Source organism: Paenibacillus humicola, from assembly GCF_028826105.1.
Lineage (GTDB): Bacteria > Bacillota > Bacilli > Paenibacillales > Paenibacillaceae > Paenibacillus_Z > Paenibacillus_Z humicola.
Genome location: NZ_JAQGPL010000001.1, coordinates 4,731,934 through 4,749,631 on the forward strand (window position 1 = coordinate 4,731,934; position 17,698 = coordinate 4,749,631).

The window sequence follows — 17,698 nt, forward strand, 5'->3', positions numbered from 1 at the left end:
GCTTGTGTTCCTGCTTTACGGTTTGGCCAGCACATACAGCGAGGGATGGAGCCCTTTCAAGCTGAGCGTCACCCGCTTCGTGCAGCTCATCCGGGCCTGCGCTGCAGCACGCTGCAGCACAGCATCCGCATCGGTGAGGCAAAAAACGCGGCCTTCTTTGTTCAGCACCCGCTTCATTTCCGCCACAACCGCATCGTAAAAGCCGTCCTCCACCGCAATTTGCCTTCCGAACGGCAGGTTGGTGACGATTTTATCGACCGAGCCGGAATCGATGGGCATCCGGCGGGCATCCCATCGGCGGATTTGAACGCCGGCGCAAGACCCGATATTTGCCGCGCAGGCATCCACGGCTTCCGCGGCGGCATCCCCGCCTTGGATGTGCCGATAAGGATAGGCGGTCCGTTCGGATACGATCGTACCCGAGCCGCAGCACGGATCAACGAAAACATCCGCCCGTTCCGGATTGGACAACCAGACCAGCGCATGGGCGACGGTTGGCCGAAGCGCAGCGGGCGTGAACCTTCTCTCCGCCGTCCGGTAACGGAACGATGCATCGGTCAGCCTGAGCGCGAAAACCGCATCGCCATGCAAAATATCGAGCCGAAATTCGGTTTCGTGCCCTCCCTCGGCCGTATGAACATAACGCGAATCGCGTCTTGCAATCCCCCGGGCGGCAGCCTCCGCAGCGTCGAAACGCGAATAAGTATGATGCCCCGTCCGGCTGGCATTGACTTTAAATAAAACCGCTCCGGTCCGGTTCGAAAAAGCGGCCTCCAGCTTGTCGGAACGATAGATTTCCCGTTCGAGATCGGCCAGATGGATTTTATGAGGGCCGACCCGGAACCGGGAAATCGTCCGGTACAGATTATCGGCCGAACGCAATACCGTGAGCGCCCGGGGCGGCAGCCCCGATGAAAAGCTCACCTTGCCCCGCTCGGAGTCCTGAATCGCCGCGCCGGGAATTTTCACCCGGATTTCCTCGCAAAGGACGTGCTCCAGCCCCGGCAGCACCGTAGCGAAATACAGCGTCATCAGCGCATCGCTCCTCGTATTCGATTTTCGGGCATAAAAAAACGCCAATGAACCAAACGTCCATTCGCGTCTTCTATGCGCGTGATTGACCATGTTCGTTTCATATGACAGACGAAAAACAAGCGGAAACAAAGCCCTAACGAGCGCTAAAATGAGGCGCTCCGGCTGCTCTCCTGCCTTTCGGATTATTCAGTTGAAGCTCAACCGATAACGTCTGTCAAAAAAACGGCCATCATCAAAACGCGGATCCCTCCATCGATACGAATACGTTAAGTATAACGCAGACCCGGGCTCGGCTCAATATTTTTCCAGCATCATACAAAATGCGGTAGCATGCACGCTCGCCGTCCGCGAACCTGGGCACGAGGCGCTGCTCCGCCGCCCCGAAAAGAAAACCCGTATGGCTTTGGGCCATATGGGTTTCGGAAGCATAAGTATTTGAAGCTTTACGGGGTGCGGAAGTAACCGGCTTCCGAGCCATAACGGGTTTCGAAAGCAACCGTCATCGGAGCCATACGGGCTCAGAAAAAACCGGCTTCGGAGCCATGCGGGCTTCCGCAATTGCTGCCCGTATCCGGTTATCCCCCGTAATAAGCGCGCAGTAAATCGGCGACGCCGAGCGGGTTTTTCCGCAAGTCCTTGGCGCTGTAGAACACATCGCCCGCGACCTCCGGATGCAGCTTGTTATACGCCAGCTGATTGATGATTTCATGGGCATCCTGCCAGCCCGCTTCCGCGGTACCCAGCTTGTACGGTGAATGGCCGATGTAGAGCGAGACGCCCGTCCCTTTCACTTCATTCGCCCACCAGTCGACGAGCGTATCGTACCGCGCCGCGCCGAAGGACAGGCTCCAATAAATTTGCGGCATCACATAATCGATCCAGCCGCTGCGGATCCAGGTCCGCACATCGGCGTACATGTCGTCATAGGACGTCACGCCCGCCTTCGTATCCGACCCGGTCGGGTCGGCGGACTTATTGCGCCAGACGCCGAAGGGGCTGATTCCGAACTTGACCGCCGGCTTAAGGCTGTGGATGGATTCGCCGAGCTTCTGCACGAACTGGTTGATGTTGTCCCTGCGCCAGTCGCCTTTGTTCGAAAAACGGCCGGCGTTATACGTTTGGTAAGCGGCGTCGTCGCCAAACGTCCCGTTCGTCGGATAAAAATAATCGTCCAGATGAACGCCGTCGATATCGTAGCGCGCCACGACCTCCATAATTGCGTCGATGATCTGCTGCCGCGCCGCCGGTATGCCGGGGTTGATGTACAGGGCGCCGCCCGACGCAACAATCCAATCGGGATGCAGCTTCGCGACTTGGTTAGGCGCCAGCTTATCGGTGGAAGTGTCGGTATTGGCCCGGAACGGGTTGAACCAGGCGTGGAACTGCATGCCCCGCTTATGCGTTTCCGCGATCATGAAGGCGAGCGGATCGTAGCCGGGGTCTTTCCCCTGCGTGCCCGTCAGAAACTTCGACCACGGCACCAGCGATGACGGGTAGAGCGCATCGCCTACAGACCGAACCTGGACAAACACGGCGTTCAGTCCCATTCCCTGCAGATCGTCCAGCAGGGAGTCGAATTCCTGCTCCTGCCGCTGCGGATTTCCATAGGAAGGCGCGGACGGCCAGTCCAGATTGAACACGGTCGATACCCAGGCTCCCCTCAAGGAGCCGCCGGCTGCCGGAACGGTTCCGGAGCCTGGCAGCGTTCCGCCGTTATCGCCGGCCCCAGGCGGCACGCTCGTTCCATCCGGCAGATCAGAGCCCGGCGAGGCGCCGCCCCCGGCCGAACCCGGCAGGCTGCCGCTTCCGTCTCCTGCACCCGGCAGCGAGCCGCCGCTGCCGTCTCCGCTGCCCGGCGAGCCGGATGCCCCGCCCGCGCTTCCCGTCCCGGCTCCGCTCGCCGGGGGAATGCCGCCTCCATTCGACGTCAGCGCGATTGTGCGGGCCGTCCCGTTCCAGTCGACCTGCAGGCCGAGCTGCTCGCCCACGAATCGAAGCGGCACCATAATCCGGCCCCGCACGTTCTGAACGGAGGCGGCGAGCGGGATGGACACGCCGCCGACCGTTCCGGCGGACGCCCCGGCTGTGAGGCTGATCGTCGTGTCCGCGTTTTCGGTCGTCACGGTTTTCGTCTGCTGCGACCAGAAAACGCTTGCGCCGATTCCTTCGCTGATCACGCGCAGCGGGACCATCGTCAGATTCACCTTCGGTATAATAAACGGATCGACATCGCTCGCAAGCTTTCGGTTGTCCAAATAAATGCCGATCGGCCGGTCCGCAGCGGCAGCGGCGGGCGCAATCGCCGCCAGCAGACTCATGACGAGCACCGCCGCCGTAACCGCCCATTTGACGAATTTCATGGTCGTCTCCCCCCTGCAATCTCGTGCGTTTACCCTTCTGTTCGATCAGATCCTGATAGAGTAGACGCCGAAAACGGCACGTTAGTTGCTCGCCGGAGAAAAAAAATCAGCCGCCCGCAGCTGAAGCGGGCGGCCCTGAAGCCGGAGGATATCGTGACGGCTGCCATTCGAGACGATGACGATGATACCGTCGGCCCTGCGTAATAGACGGCGATCCGTTAAACGAACGCGAGCGCCCTCATCGGCGCGCCGGAGCCCGTTTTCACTTTCAGCGGGGCGATGAAGACGACGGACTCGCCGACAATTTGGTCCAGGTTCGTCAGGTTTTCGACAATATTGACTCCATTGCCGAGCAGCGCGTAGTGCGCCGGAGATTCGGGCGCCTTGCTTCCGTCGATCGCGATCGCGTCGCAGCCGACCGTCTTCACGCCGCGGGCGACAAGCAGCTCCGCCGCTTCGCCGGTAATGCCGGGCCACTTCCGGCTGTAGTCGCGGCTCACCGTCCGCGGCACCCAATAGCGGTCCCACCCAAAGCGGAACAAGACGATGTCACCCTGGCGAATGGGCTGGTTTTCCCGTTCCCACCGCTCGATTTCGCCCGGCGTAACCGCATTCGTCTCGGTGTAATGCGAGAAATCGAGCGTCAGCGCCCTTCCGAAAAAATGCTCTACCGGCGTTTCGTCCATATAGCGGTGGGCCGGATGTCCTTCGTGGATAAAATGGGCCGTTGCGTCCATATGCGTTCCGCAGTGCTCGCCGATCAACAGCTGATAGGCAAGCGCAATGCTCCCCGTCTCGAACGAATCGATCAGCGTATGATAATAGCGGGAATGCGATTCGACGACGGGCATATTTTCTTCGAGCGTCTGGGATAAATCGATCACCTTCATGGACGATAAAAGCGCCGACAATTGGCTGGCTTTGGACATGAAGCGGTTGACGCCTCCTTTTTCGAAAATGGGATGTATGCAGGATGCACATTCATTTCGCCGCTACGGACCCGGCCCGGCCGCGGCCGCTTTCCGAAAGCGGCTGCGGCCGGCAAAACGCGGACAACGGCGGCTACCTTCAAACTAGCATGAAGCCGCATTCACCGCAAGACTTTACGAAATGCTTGTGCGGATGTAAATGCCGGCGTATTCCTTGATTTGTGGAAACCGAATCGTAACCGCGATCTTCCCGGCCTCCGCCGAAGGCTTCCAGGACGATTCGACCGGCGCGTCCCCGTCTCCGTCGGCAAACAAGCCGCGGATTTCGGCTGCACTTGCGCCGTCCAGCGTCAGCTCCGCTTCGATCCCGGACACCGGCACCGTTTCCAGTATCGGCCGGCGCGGCAGCGAGGTCGTATTCACGGCATGCAGCACGTAAGCGCCCGGCTCGGCGCCGCTGCGAGTCAAACTGAAATGGACGCTGGACGGCGCATTCGTGCTTACCCTGCGCCTGCCCTTCAGCAGGTACTCGACAGCGTTTGCGATCAGCCCGGCAAAGTCGCCGTGGCCGTGTACCCATACATTGCGGTCCACCCCGTAAGGGAAAAACAGCGATTCGCCTTCGCCGAAGCGGTTGATTGCGAGCGTCGGATATTCGGTCTCGTAGCTGCGGAGCCACGAGCGCTCCGGCGGCTGCGGGAAAATCGGCGGCACGTACGTCGCGATCGACCGCGCGGTATCGGCGTTCAGCCGGACGAGTGCCTGCGGCCCCCAGCCCGCCAGCAGCTCCGTATCCTCGAAGCCTTTTGTCAGCACGGGATGAAACTCCTTGACGCGCTGATAACCATAGACGGAATGGTCCTTGACGATGCCGGTATAAGTAACGCCGAACACGTCGCCAAGCGCATAATCGGGCCGAAGCGAGCCGTCCTCGCGCCGCATCGACGTCATATGCGTAGCAAGCAGCTTTCCTCCTCCCCGGACGAAACGGCGGATCAGCTCGACCTCCCGATCCGACAGGCAGGCGGCGTTGGCGAGCAGGAGCACGCCCGTCTCGGCAAGCGCCTCGTCGGTCAGCTTGTCGTCGGTCAGCAGCCGGTACTGGATGCGGCGGTCGGTCAGCGTCTGCTCAAGCCCCATCAGGTGCGTCATGTATCCGTCCTTGCTGCGGTCGGCATGGCCGAGCGCGCCGTTCGTCGCCCGCGAATAGAGCACCGTCACGTCGGGAACGGTATCCTGCGCCGTCAGCACGTCTTCGTTCCGTTCCATGTAGGCGAAAATATCGGCGCACAGCATCGCGTTTCGGCGGTCGTACGTCGCCGCCGGGTGCTGGCCGTTGAAGACGACGTTCCAGAACGAGCCGCCGGCGCTGACCGCTTCCCACATCCACAGCCGCGTCTCCTGCGCCGGGGAGGAAACATACCGCAGATTGTTGTTCGTGCCCAGGTGGCCGAACAGCATGACAGGCGTTTTGTCCGGGGCCAGGCTGTGCAAAAATTTGATAAGCGTCGACGGTCCGTTCAGCGGCTGGTGATCGGCCGTAAACAGCGGCGTCACGAGGAAGTCGAAATGATCGCGAATCGCATATAAATCGTGGCCGGTCGATTTGAACAGATCGTGATACAGGCCGAATATTTCGGCTGAGTACGCTTTATCCTCGCCGTATTTCTTCACGACCGCCCGGCAATCGCGCAGGTGCTCCTCGACGCAGGCCGCCTTCCAGACGCGGTATTCATCATACAGGCTGTCCAGAAAATCGCCGCCTCGCGGAAGCTCCTTGCCGGTCTCGCGGCGGTAGCGGTCGGCGCAGCTTTTGCAGTAGCAGATTCCCGACTGGGTATATGAATTTTCCCAAATGCCGTCAATGTCGTACTGCCGGAACAAGGTGTCGATAAACGCATAGGCATGCTCGTTGCGGTACGTACTTTGATAGCAGGGCTGGAAAATGGCCGCGTGCAGCGGGTTGTCGCGGATCATCGGCTCCCCGTCGGCGTTGACGCCGAACCAGTCGGGCCGCAGCTCGTAGATTCTTTTGTCCACGCCGCGAAAATCGACCCGTACCACAACCTTGATCCCTTTGGCATGGCACGCTTCGGTCAAATCCTTCAGGATATCCTCGTCCGTCATGAACGGATTCGGATTGGCGCCGAACAGATCGTGGCGGAAAAAATCGACGATGCCTCCGCCGTTGACGACAATGCAGTTGGCATGAATCCGCTCCAGGTAATCGGCGACCGCCTTCGCGTCGTAGCCGGCGGCGTCCGGCTCGCGAAGCACGGTTTGCAGAATGCGCAGCTGCTTCCGGTACCACATGGATTCCGTCATCGCTTCATTCGCTCCTTATCGGAAAAATGGTCAGACATAACGGCGGTGCAGCTCGTCCAGGCTGATCCGCCCGGCGGCATCGCGGCAGATCGCGGCGTTTTGACGCACGATTTCGGCGTCCCGCATTCCCATCAGCGCCACATCGACGAGCGGGTTGGACAGCACGAACTGGATGAGCGCGGGCGTGTAATCGAACGTGTTGGCCGGATTGACCATTTGAATCCAGCGCTGGAACGTCCCCGAGGTCGGCGTACGCATCGTCAGGATGCCGAGGCCCGCCCGCTCGGCCTCCAGCAGCGTTCCGAAGGAGCGGCTCGGCTCGTACGGGTGCTGGAAAATAAAGTTATAGCACAGCTGGGCCGTATCGAACCTGCCGCTGCGGATAAACCGGTAGACGGCTTCATTGTTGTCCTCGCTCGTAAACCCGATATGACGGACAAGCCCCTCTTCCTTCAGGCGGTTCATCTCGTCGGCCATGCCGCCTTCCCGCAAAATATCGTCCACCTGCTCCGGACGGATCGTATCGCCGTGAATTTGCAGCAGATCGAGGTGTTTACGGCGCAGCCGCTTCAGGCTCGCCTCCACGGAGGCGCGCAGCTCCGAGCGGCTGTGGTAGCCGGCCTTCGTCGAAACGAAGAGCGGATGGCCGCCCGCTTCCGTTACGCCCGCGAGCGCCTCCCCGAGCAGCTCCTCGCTCTGCCCGCTGCCGTAGCCCGGGGCGGTGTCGAAATAGTTGATCCCTTCATCCAGCGCGGCCTCGACCGATTCGAGAATGCCCCGACGGTCATCCGGGTTTTGCGGATCGAAGGCGTGCAAATAATTTTTCAGCCCGGCGGCCGCGCCGCCATAGCCGATCCGGCTGACGGTCGCGCCTGTGCGTCCAAGTAAGGTATACTCCATGCCGACGCTCACACTCCCTGCTCTGCGGTTAATAGAAGCGCTTCCAATTGATCGAGCAGCCGCATCGTTTCGACCGAGTCGTCGATGCACGGCTCCGGTTTGCGGTTCTCCGCAACGGCGCTGATGAAATGGTGAATTTCATCCTCGTAGCCATGGTACGAAATACGCGGATAAAAGCCGTGACTCGGATTCCAGACGAGCGCGTCGCCGCCTTCGGCCAGCGTAAACGGCTGAAATTTGTCCTTGCGTTCGACCGGCGGGCGGTTATAAACAAGGCTTTTCACGTTATCGACGACGATATTCCGGCGGCTGCCGATCAGCTCCAGCCGCTCCATCGGGTACAGCTCGTCGAGCAGCGAGCCGGATTGGATCGTACCGATAGCCCCGCCCTCGGACCGCAGCGAAATCGCAAAACCAACCATACGCTCGCTCAGGGATACGCGCTCGACGTGCGTTAAACGGATTTCGCCGAGCATAAACCGGGCCAGATCGATGTGGTGAATGACGTGGTTGATTTTGAAAAAGGCTTCGTCGCGGTAAGGCGACGTGTTGAAATGCGACTGGTACATCCGGATGCCGCCGAATTCGGAACGCGACGAAATTTCTTTGGCCATCGCGTAAGCCGTCATATAGCGGCGGTTAAAGCCCACCATTGTGTAGCGGCCGGTCCGCCGCTGGGTGTCGGCCAGCTCCAGCGCCTGCTGCGTATTCATCGCCGGCGTTTTCTCGACGAAGACGTGCGCGCCAGCCAGCATGGCCGCCTTGGCCGCATCGTAATGCACCGTCTCATTGATGGCGATCAGAACCGCGTCGAGCGATTCCTTGGCCAGCATCTCGTTGTAGTCCATGTAGCGGCCCGGCACGTTGTAAACGCTTGCGAAACGTTCCAGACGCGCTTCGTCCGCATCGCAGACGGCGGCCGTCGTGACCGGCGGCGCCCATTTCAGCGTATTGTACAAAAACTCGAACATATGGCCGCCGCACCCGATGATGCCCAATTTCACCTTCCGGCTCATCTTTCAACCTCCCGTTCGTTAGGAAATGCAGAAAATCACGCCGCCAACCGGACGAATATGCAATTCGCACGCCGATTTTGGCCCAATACGGGCCTTCAGCCTCCACCCCTGATCGGGGAAGCCCTAATATGCCGCCGCAGCTGTGGGAGCGCGTTTATTGGAAAGCAGCGGGAACCGTTCCGGTACGCCGGTAGGCGTCCCGGCTCCTCGCGAGTCATCCGGCCTCCAGCACAGTCGAAGGCCGGAAGGCTTCGCGCGGCACCGGGCTTAGGCGAAGGTTCTCCGGCTTGTCCTTCACGTGTGCCGGCTGCATCGCTTCCGGCGGTGCTTGCCGGGCGCAGTCAGGCGTTAGCTGCCCGGGCCGCCGGTCAAGCGCCGCATGCCGGACCGCCGCAGATGGTGCCGGCCGGCTTTGCGCGAATCATCAGGCTTCCGGAACCGTCGAAGGCCGGAAGGCTTCTCGTCCGGTGCCCCGGCTGAAGCTCAGCCTTTCCGCTTGGGCGCCAAATCCGCCGCGAAACGGATCGCCGCGGTCATGCTGCGCTCGTCGGCGATATTTTTCCCCGCGATATCGAAGGCGGTGCCGTGATCGACCGAGGTGCGGATCACGCCGCCCTTCAGGCCGACCGTAATGTTGACGCCCGCTTCGATTCCCAGCACCTTGACGGGCGCATGGCCCTGATCGTGGTAGCAGGCGACGACCATCTGGAAGTCTCCTCTGGCCGCGCGGTAAAACAGCGTATCGGCCGGATACGGCCCGGTCACGTTCACCCCTTCGGCGCGGGCGCGTTCAATTCCGGGAACGAGCTTTTCTTCCTCTTCGCCGTTGCCGAACAAGCCGTTCTCTCCGGCATGCGGGTTAATGCCGCACACCGCAATGGAAGGCTGCGGATACCCCGCCTTTTCCAGCGTCTCGTGCGCCAGCTTGATCACCTTGTACGTCCGCTCGGGGTTGATCCGGCTGATGGCCTCGATCAGTCCCACATGCGTCGTCAAATGGATTACGCGCAGATTGGGTGTTGCGAGCATCATCGAATAATCTTCGGTCCCGGTCAGGTCCGCCAAGATTTCCGTATGGCCCGGGTAATGATGGCCGCCCATGCGCAGCGCTTCCTTGTTCAGCGGCGCCGTGCAAATCGCGTCGATTTCGCCCGCAAGAGCAAGCTCCACCGCTTTTGCGATAAAGCGGAACGCGGCGTCGCCCGCCTGCGCGCTCAGCTTGCCGAACGGCAGGTCTGCCGGCAGCAGGCCCAAGTCAAGGCAATCGATCGCGTTTCGTTCGAAAAGCGCTTCGCCGGGCGACCCGATTCTGCGAACCGTTACGTCCGCGCCTGTAATCCGGACCGCCCGCTCCAGAATGCCCGCGTCGCCGATGACGAAGGACCGGCACAGCTCAAACGTCTCTCCCGAAGCGAGCGCCTTGACGATAACCTCAGGCCCGACGCCTGCGGCATCGCCCATTGTAATGCCGATGACCGGTTTCATGTTGAAATTCCTCCTTAAAGCTGCCGAATGTCGCGAGCATGTGCCGAAGCCGCCCGCCTTCAGTCAGAACGGCAGCAGGTTGCCGTCCGGATCGAACGCAAATGGGGAAAGCTCGCCCGCCGGCCGGATGTCCGGCATCGAACGGATCTCTTCGTAGACCGACTCCGAGACGTACAGCTCCTCCAGGTGCAGCGTGCTGAAAATCCGGGCGATGCGGGCCCGCTCGGGCGCGACGTTCCACGTCGACCGCAGCGCCGTAAGAAGCGCTTCGCGATCGTTATCCAGCACGATCGGTACGGACGCTCTGGCCAGAAAAGAGCTGGTGATGACGTTCTCGTTCATCACTTTGCGGTCGATTTTATCGACCAGCCGCGCCGTCGTTAGGTCGGCAAGGCCGATGCCGAGGGCGTTGCCGTGCGACTCCTCGCTCAAATCGCCGGCGATGACGTATTTGATCCGCGGCGACTCCGGCTCGGGCGTGCCCTGAATGCGCATGCGTCCGATCGTATTCGTATCCATGCCCGTGCCGCTGTAGTTTTTTCCGATTTTATCGACGAACAGGATATCCAGCTCCTCAACCGGCAAACGCGGGTACAGCTCCATGGATACGGCCAGCAGCTCCCGCTCCCGCTCCTCGATCCTCTCCGGCTCGATCGCCTCCAGGATGGCGGTCTGCTCCGCCGCGTTCTCGACGATCCCGAGGCCGAAAAGAATATGGCCCGAGCCGAGGACGACCCGGCCGACCTCCGGCATAATGTCCCGAATGCCGTGCACGCCGTAAGAATGAAGCAGCAGCGCCTCCTTGTGCTTGCCCAGACCGATGGACGCCATTTTCATCAGTCCGCTTTCGAGCCCAATCGGCGATTTGAAATCGGTATGAAGCTTGATGCGGCCGACGAGAATGACGCCGTCAGCTTCGGAGGCGTGGCGGTCCATGTGGACGGCGATGCCGCCCGGCGTTTTTCCGATCTCCACGGTGTCCATCGAGCTTATGACCGGCGCGCCGCACAGCCGTTCCGTTACGCCGAGGCTTTCCAGCACCTCGACCTGCCCTTCCGCCGTCGCGCCTCCGTGGCTGCCCATCGCCGGCACGATGAACGGCTCGGCTCCGGCCCGCTTCAGCTCCGCAACGATTGCGGCAATGATCCGGCCGATGCCGGAAACGCCGCGGCTGCCCGCCGTTATCGCAATCCGCGCGCCGGGCCGAATCCGTCGGGCGATTTCGGGCTTCGCCAGCTCCTTCGCAATCTCGGCCTCGATATTGTCAATCGCCGGCGTATGAAAGCGCCGGGAGATTTTAATCATGTTCGGCAATATCACGCTGGGGCCTCCTTCTTTTTTACATGTTGATCTCATTATAACGCTTGATGGCCGGTCCCGGAAAAGATTTCCGGGCCGGCGGTAAGCGCCGCCCCGGCGGACAGTTTGTCCGCGGTGACGGCGTTTGGTCTGACCGGTCATAGATGCGGCCGGACGCCTATTTCGCTGCCTTGAGGAGAGAAATCAGGGATTTTATGCCCGGTTTGTTCCTCGCGAACATGCGTGCCTTTCGGCCGAGGGGAGGCACTGTTACAGCTCGCTGCAAAGCGTCTTGCGGTCAGCGGTTTTCCCGGTTTATCGCCGCGTTCATCACGTCGGCGAGCGGAACGCCGCTCGCGCGCGCCCGCGCGGCCGCATCTTCGAATTCCGGCATTTCGCGAATGACGGCGCCGTTCATGATCGCCTGCTTGACCCGGACCGTGCCGTAAGGCGTCTGCGCCTCGACGATATTCCGCCGCAGCGCGGTGCGGTCCGCCGTCCGGCTGCGCACGCCGAGCGTGGTCGTCTCGCGCAGCAGCACCGCTTCGAGACGTACGGCGGACGGCTCGGCGCACAGGACGGTGATCAGCGTTGCGGGGCGGTTCTTCTTCATATAAACCGGCGTCAAATACACGTCGAGCGCTCCCGCCTCGAACAGCCGCTCCATCGCGAAGCCGGCCGCTTCTCCCGTCATGTCGTCGACCTGCGCCTCCAGAATTGCGATCCGCTCCCGAAGCGCGTCGTGGGCGGCTGACTGGCCGACTGGCCGCGGCGCGTCCTCCACATCCATCAGAATCGCCCGCAGCACGTTCGGATGCTCGAAATCTTTGCGGCCCGCGCCGTAGCCGATGCCGGTCATTTTACCGGCCGGGATCGGGCCGAACCGGACTGCAAGCGCTTTTAAAATGCCCGCTCCCGTCGGCGTCGTCAGCTCGCCTCTCGCGCTGAAATCAGCCAGCGGCACGTCCTTCAGCAGCTCCGCCACCGCAGGCGCCGGGACGGGGTATACGCCGTGCGCGATACGGATTCGCCCGTGTCCGACGGGAACGGGGGCCGCCATGCAGACGTCTACGTCCAGCTGCTCAAGCGCGAGGCAGACGCCGATGATGTCGATAATCGAATCCATCGCCCCAACCTCGTGAAAATGCACCGTTTCGGGCGAAACGCCATGCACGCGGCCTTCCGCCACGGCGATGAGCTTGAAAATGGCGATGCTGCGCTCCTTTACCCGGGCAGGCAGCGCACTCTGTTCGATCATCCGCAAAATATCCGACGCTCTGCGGTGGTGATGATCGTGATCATGGCTGTGCGCATGAAGATGATGCCCGTCATGATCGTGCTCATGGCCGTGCTCATGGTGATGATGCCCATCATGATCGTGGTCATGGCTATGCTCATGGTGATGATGCCCGTCATGATCGTGATCATGGCCGTGCTCGTGGTGATGATGCCCGTCATGATCGTGATCATGGCCGTGCTCGTGGTGATGATGCCCGTCATGATCGTGATCATGGCCGTGCTCGTGGTGATGATGCCCGTCATGATCGTGATCGTGGCCGCGAGCCGCCGGATTTTCGACGCCTCCGCCAATTTCCAGCTTCAACAGCCGGGAGGAAATGCCCTGCTTGACAACCCGCGTCGTATCCATACTGAATGGATCGATCGGCAGCTTCCGCAGCTCCTCGGCGATGTAAGCGGGATCGGCGCCCAAATCGATCAGAGCGGCCAGCGTCATGTCCCCGGCAATACCGGCAAAACAATCCAAATACAGCAGCCTCATCCGGAATGTACCTCCTTGGCCAGCTGCAGCATCATCGCCGCGTTGTAGCCGGCGCCGAAGCCGTTATCGATATTGACGACCGATACGCCGGCTGCGCAGGAGGTCAGCATGGCGAGCAGCGGTGTCAGTCCCTGAAAATGGGCGCCGTAGCCGACCGAGGTCGGTACCGCGATGACCGGTCTGCGGACGAGCCCGGCGGTTACGCTGGCCAGCGCTCCCTCCATCCCGGCAGCCACGATCAGCACGCTGGCCGCCTGAATTTCTTCCCGGAAGCTCAGCAGCCGGTCGATGCCGGCTACGCCGACATCATAGATGCGGCCGACGGTACAGCCCATCCAATCCGCCGTTCTGGCCGCTTCTTCGGCAACCGGAATGTCCGTCGTTCCGCCGGTCAGGACGAGCACTTTGCCCGGCAGCTCCACCGGACTGCGGCCGATTGATACGATACCGGAAACTTCATCGTAGACAGCTTCCGGGAACAGCCGCTGAACGGCATCGGCGGCAGGCCGCTCTGCGCGGGTGACCAGCGCACGGCCGTGCCGTCCGACCAGCCGCTCGACGATCGCCGCAATCTGCTCAGGGGTTTTGCGCTGCCCGAATACGACTTCGGGGTGACCGGTGCGCGCTTCGCGGTCGGTATCCACTTTGGAAAAACCAAGCTCTTCAAATGATGACACGAGACTCCTCCTCTCGTTACCCGGGCCCCGAAAGCCGCCGAAAGCGGCTCTTCGGGCTGCTTGCCCGGAACGGGCCGCCGCGTCCGCCGGCAGCGGTTCATGCCGTTATACGGCATAACCGGCGAACCGGGCGAAACGCCGCTGAAGAAGAAGCTCCTTCGCCTTGCTGATGTTCGCAAGCGGCGGCGTTTGCCGCCGCGCACGTTTACGCGGCAGTCCCTGTTCCTTCGACAGCCGCCGCATGTCCATCTTTTCGCCGATGTCGACGGCAAAAGACCGGCTGCCGGCGAACCGGCAGCCTGCGGCAGCGCTGCTAAGCCCATTAGTCTCGATGCGTCATAGTTTACTCCCCTTTTGCCCGGCCTGCAACGCCATTCGCGCGGCTCGTCAAAAAGAACTATGCTCTCCGGCCGGAACTCTGGGCCGTCTGCCTGAAATCGGCCTGGGACTGCTGCGCCTCAGGAGGCATCCGCTTCGCCGCACCCGTGCGCAGCGCCGCGGCGATCACCGCCTCCCGCACCCGCTGCACGACCTTCTCATTAAAAATGCTCGGAATAATATACTGTTTATCGAGCTCTTCGTCCGTGACGATGGACGCGATCGCCTGCGCCGCCGCCAGCTTCATCTCTTCGTTGATGCACGACGCCCGGCAGTCGAGCGCGCCGCGGAAAATGCCGGGGAAGCAGAGCACGTTGTTGATCTGGTTCGGCAGGTCGCTGCGTCCCGTCGCCAGCACCGCGACGAGCGGCTCGGCGATTTCGGGATCGATCTCCGGTTCGGGATTCGCCATCGCGAACACGATCGGATCCTTCGCCATGCGGCCGATATCGGACGCCGTCAGCACGCCCGCCCGGGATACGCCGATAAAAACGTCGGCTCCCTCGATCACGTCCGACAGCGGGCCTTTCTTGCAGCCGGAATTGGTCATTCCCGCAATACGCTCGTGCGCCGGATGCTGATACGTTTCGCCTGCGGCAAGCGCGCCGTCGCGGTCGACCGCGACGAGCTCGCGCACGCCGGCGGCGAGCAAAATTTCGATGCAGGCGACGCCGGCCGCGCCGACGCCGCAGACGACGACGGAAATATCCTCGACCCGTTTGCCGACGAGCCGCAGCGCGTTAAGCAGACCGGCTAGCAGCACGACCGCGGTGCCGTGCTGGTCGTCGTGGAAAACCGGGATGTCGAGCTGCTCCTGCAGCCGGCGCTCGATCTCGAAGCAGCGCGGCGAAGCGATGTCCTCCAGATTGATGCCGCCGAACGTCGGCGCAATCGCCGTTACGATCCGCACGATCTCGTCGGTATCCTTCGTGGCGAGGCAAATCGGAAACGCGTCCACATCGGCGAACTGCTTGAACAGCATCGCTTTGCCTTCCATGACCGGCATCGAAGCCTCCGGTCCGATGTCGCCGAGCCCGAGCACGGCCGTCCCGTCGGTGACGATGGCGACCGTGTTGCGCTTGGCCGTCAGCGTATATGCCTTGGAAGGGTCCTCCTGAATCGCCGCGCAAATCCGGGCGACGCCCGGCGTGTACACCCTTGACAGGTCCTCCCGGTTCTTGATCGGCGCCTTCGGCGTTACTTGAATTTTGCCGCCGAGATGCGCCAGAAACGTACTGTCCGATTCGTGCAAAATGCGGATGCCCGGCAGCGCCCTGACGGCGGCGACAAGCCGGTCGTAAGCGTCGACGTTCAGCTCCACGGTAATGTCGCGAATCGCCGTTTCGCGCGAAGCGCGGATGACGTCGACGGCGACGATGTCCCCTCCAGCGCGGTTGACCGCAGTCGCGATATCCCCGAACTGCACCTTCGCCGGTTCCATCTCAATACGAAAAATAACGGATGTGCTGATAGCCATTTGCCGTTCACCAACCTTTTGTTCATTATTTTGAACACTGTTTATTATATTGATTTTAATTCATTCTTGCATAGTTTCCGGGGCGGTGTCAATACGCAGACGCGGCCGCCGCACGCTTTTCAGGAGAATCCGCGGGAGCCGCACCCGGCAGGAGCGCCGGCAATAGAAAAGTCCCGGACGCCGGCCATGCGCCGGTATCCGGGACTTATCCCTGTTCCTTTCGATTACATGGATGTCGACAGCACATCCGCAAGCGCCTTGATTTCGCGCATCGCTTCCGCTTTCTTGCCTTCCCAGCTGTGAACCGGCATCGAGCAGCTGACCGCCGCAACAGCCTCCCCGCTGCGGTTTAGTACCGGGGCGGCGACGCAGCAGAAGCCCATGACGCCTTCCTGAAGGTCCATGGAGTAACCTTTCTGGCGGACCTCAGTCAGCTCCTTCATAAACGCGTCGCGCGAGCCGATCGTATGAACCGTCACCTTGCGCAGCGTCTCGTCCCGCAGCACCGCCCGCACCTCCTCCTCCGGACGAAAAGCGAGCAGCGATTTCCCGAGTCCGGTCGCATGCGCGGGAAAACGCACGCCGACGCCCGACACCATCTGAACGGGAGTCGGCGCCTCGATTTTGGCGAGATACTGCACATCGCCGCCTTCCAGCCTGGCCAGCTGCACGGACTCCCGCAGCCGGCGCATGACCGGCTCCCCGTTCCGCCGGAATTGTTCGATCAAGTCATACTGGCGGAAGTAGGCGCTTCCGAAATCGCCCATGGCGCTGCCGGCCGCATACGTCTCGTTGCGGTCGCGGTCGACCCAGTGCAGCCGCTCCATCGTGCTGAGCAGCGAATATAGCGTGCTCTTGCTGATGCCGAGCCGCCTCGACAAATCCGACAGCTTCCAGACGTATGGCTCCTCCGCCAGCAGCTTCAGCACCGCATGGGCCCGGTCCAGCGCGGGAACGGAATACTTTTCACTCATTGCTGCACACTCCTGAACGCGTTAAAATAGGGTTCGACAATTCAAACATTGTTCATCATAATGAACAATCGATTTTCCCGAATCGTATCATACCCTTCCACGAACGTCAACTGCGCCGAAAAACGATAGTGTTTGCGAAAAACAGGCAGACCAAAAAAACGGGCAGTCAAGCTCCGGCTTGACTGCCCGTTCTTCTGTCCGGCACGCGGTCCCCGGCGGCTAACCGATCGGGCTTCGCGCCGCTTTGGCGGCCGCGGCCTGCTGCGCCTTCGCCACCTCCGCGGCGAAAACCTCCTGCAGCTCCGCTTCTTTGCGAGGATTGTCCAGCGGTTTGTCCTTGAAATAACGTTCCACGACCCATTCCCAAGAGGGCGCCAGCTTCTGCGAAAGCTGCGTCCGGACGGCATTTTTCACGATGCGCCGCTCCTTGGCGTTAGAGAACGTGTCCTTGTACTGCTGCACCCGTTCGAAATCGAGCGAGCCGAATATTTTCCGGAACACCTCGGCCGTCATTTTCGCGTCGTCCAGCGCCCGGTGCGCCGATCCCTCCTGGACGATGTTCAAATCCTGCAGAGCGGCTTCGACGCTGACGTCGTTCGTCACGTTCTTATAACGAAGGTAGCCCTTCAACAGGTCGAAATATCGGGCCGCCATCCAGTACGAGTCGTCCAGCTTGTGCATCCGCGTATCGAACACGATCCGCTTCAGATCCTCCCCGCCCCACGTCACGAACAGCACCTCGTCGCTTTGCCGCAGCCACTCGAGGAACTGCCCGATTACGTTACGGAAGCCGCTCGCACGGTCGATGCCTTCCTGCGGAATGCCCGTTTTCTTCTTGATAAAATCGTTCAGCTTGGCAAAATAGACCGGCTTGATGAGGGCGGAAAATTCGTCCTTCTGCCGCAGCTCTCCGTCCAGCCGGACCGCTCCGATCTCGATAACCTCCATCGGCAAATCGCTCGCGAATTTGCGTCCGTTAAATTCGATATCCAGGATAATATAATCCAAATTAAATGGCCTCCGTCTGATTGGTACCCGCGTGTTCTATTCTACCAGAAAAACG

The 17,698-nt window shown here is 61.1% G+C and carries 13 protein-coding genes; all 13 read right to left on the minus strand.

Annotated features, from left to right (window positions below; translation table 11 throughout):
• Positions 1–15: 15 nt before the first annotated feature.
• A complete protein-coding gene (locus tag PD282_RS21740; RefSeq protein ID WP_274653142.1) occupies positions 16–1,032 on the minus strand; it encodes a methyltransferase domain-containing protein in 1,017 nt (338 codons plus the stop codon).
• 578 nt (positions 1,033–1,610) lie between these two features.
• Positions 1,611–3,395: a family 10 glycosylhydrolase gene (locus PD282_RS21745; protein ID WP_274653144.1), complete on the minus strand. Its 1,785-nt coding sequence runs from the start codon at positions 3,393–3,395 to the stop codon at positions 1,611–1,613.
• A gap of 218 nt (positions 3,396–3,613) precedes the next feature.
• The gene (locus PD282_RS21750) at positions 3,614–4,324 is read right to left on the minus strand and encodes a cyclase family protein (protein ID WP_274653146.1); all 711 of its coding nucleotides are present in this window, start codon (positions 4,322–4,324) and stop codon (positions 3,614–3,616) included.
• A 174-nt stretch (positions 4,325–4,498) separates the two neighbouring features.
• Positions 4,499–6,649: an alpha-amylase family protein gene (locus PD282_RS21755; protein ID WP_274653148.1), complete on the minus strand. Its 2,151-nt coding sequence runs from the start codon at positions 6,647–6,649 to the stop codon at positions 4,499–4,501.
• A gap of 30 nt (positions 6,650–6,679) precedes the next feature.
• Positions 6,680–7,549 (minus strand): aldo/keto reductase, encoded by an 870-nt coding sequence (locus tag PD282_RS21760; RefSeq protein ID WP_274653149.1) that lies wholly within the window; start codon positions 7,547–7,549, stop codon positions 6,680–6,682.
• 8 nt (positions 7,550–7,557) lie between these two features.
• Positions 7,558–8,565, minus strand: coding sequence for a Gfo/Idh/MocA family protein (locus PD282_RS21765; protein WP_274653151.1), 1,008 nt, complete (start codon positions 8,563–8,565; stop codon positions 7,558–7,560).
• Positions 8,566–9,048: 483 nt separating this feature from the next.
• Positions 9,049–10,050, minus strand: coding sequence for a 4-hydroxythreonine-4-phosphate dehydrogenase PdxA (pdxA, locus tag PD282_RS21770; protein WP_274653154.1), 1,002 nt, complete (start codon positions 10,048–10,050; stop codon positions 9,049–9,051).
• Positions 10,051–10,113: 63 nt separating this feature from the next.
• Positions 10,114–11,370, minus strand: a complete 1,257-nt coding sequence (locus tag PD282_RS21775; RefSeq protein WP_274653156.1) for a nickel pincer cofactor-dependent isomerase, group 22 — start codon at positions 11,368–11,370, stop codon at positions 10,114–10,116.
• 277 nt (positions 11,371–11,647) lie between these two features.
• The gene (gene larC, locus PD282_RS21780; RefSeq protein ID WP_274653158.1) at positions 11,648–13,129 is read right to left on the minus strand and encodes a nickel pincer cofactor biosynthesis protein LarC; all 1,482 of its coding nucleotides are present in this window, start codon (positions 13,127–13,129) and stop codon (positions 11,648–11,650) included.
• Positions 13,126–13,806 carry a nickel pincer cofactor biosynthesis protein LarB gene (gene larB / locus PD282_RS21785; protein ID WP_274653161.1) on the minus strand — a complete coding sequence of 227 codons (681 nt, stop codon included), beginning with the start codon at positions 13,804–13,806 and terminating at the stop codon, positions 13,126–13,128. The genes larC and larB overlap by 4 nt, the downstream gene beginning before the upstream one ends.
• Positions 13,807–14,203: 397 nt before the next feature.
• The gene (locus tag PD282_RS21790) at positions 14,204–15,661 is read right to left on the minus strand and encodes an NAD-dependent malic enzyme (RefSeq protein ID WP_274653163.1); all 1,458 of its coding nucleotides are present in this window, start codon (positions 15,659–15,661) and stop codon (positions 14,204–14,206) included.
• A gap of 224 nt (positions 15,662–15,885) precedes the next feature.
• Positions 15,886–16,635 (minus strand): IclR family transcriptional regulator, encoded by a 750-nt coding sequence (locus PD282_RS21795; protein WP_274653165.1) that lies wholly within the window; start codon positions 16,633–16,635, stop codon positions 15,886–15,888.
• 219 nt (positions 16,636–16,854) lie between these two features.
• Positions 16,855–17,643, minus strand: coding sequence for a 3'-5' exonuclease (locus PD282_RS21800; protein ID WP_274653167.1), 789 nt, complete (start codon positions 17,641–17,643; stop codon positions 16,855–16,857).
• Positions 17,644–17,698 lie beyond the last annotated feature (55 nt).

Excerpts from the sequence above, each read along its gene's own strand:
- PD282_RS21740 (WP_274653142.1), bottom strand. The coding sequence starts at position 1,032 with ATGACGCTGTATTTCGCTACGGTGCTGCCGGGGCTGGAGCACGTCCTT.
- PD282_RS21745 (WP_274653144.1), bottom strand. The coding sequence starts at position 3,395 with ATGAAATTCGTCAAATGGGCGGTTACGGCGGCGGTGCTCGTCATGAGT.
- PD282_RS21750 (WP_274653146.1), bottom strand. The coding sequence starts at position 4,324 with ATGTCCAAAGCCAGCCAATTGTCGGCGCTTTTATCGTCCATGAAGGTG.
- PD282_RS21755 (WP_274653148.1), bottom strand. The coding sequence starts at position 6,649 with ATGACGGAATCCATGTGGTACCGGAAGCAGCTGCGCATTCTGCAAACC.
- PD282_RS21760 (WP_274653149.1), bottom strand. The coding sequence starts at position 7,549 with ATGGAGTATACCTTACTTGGACGCACAGGCGCGACCGTCAGCCGGATC.
- PD282_RS21765 (WP_274653151.1), bottom strand. The coding sequence starts at position 8,565 with ATGAGCCGGAAGGTGAAATTGGGCATCATCGGGTGCGGCGGCCATATG.
- pdxA (WP_274653154.1), bottom strand. The coding sequence starts at position 10,050 with ATGAAACCGGTCATCGGCATTACAATGGGCGATGCCGCAGGCGTCGGG.
- larC (WP_274653158.1), bottom strand. The coding sequence starts at position 13,129 with ATGAGGCTGCTGTATTTGGATTGTTTTGCCGGTATTGCCGGGGACATG.
- PD282_RS21790 (WP_274653163.1), bottom strand. The coding sequence starts at position 15,661 with ATGGCTATCAGCACATCCGTTATTTTTCGTATTGAGATGGAACCGGCG.
- PD282_RS21795 (WP_274653165.1), bottom strand. The coding sequence starts at position 16,635 with ATGAGTGAAAAGTATTCCGTTCCCGCGCTGGACCGGGCCCATGCGGTG.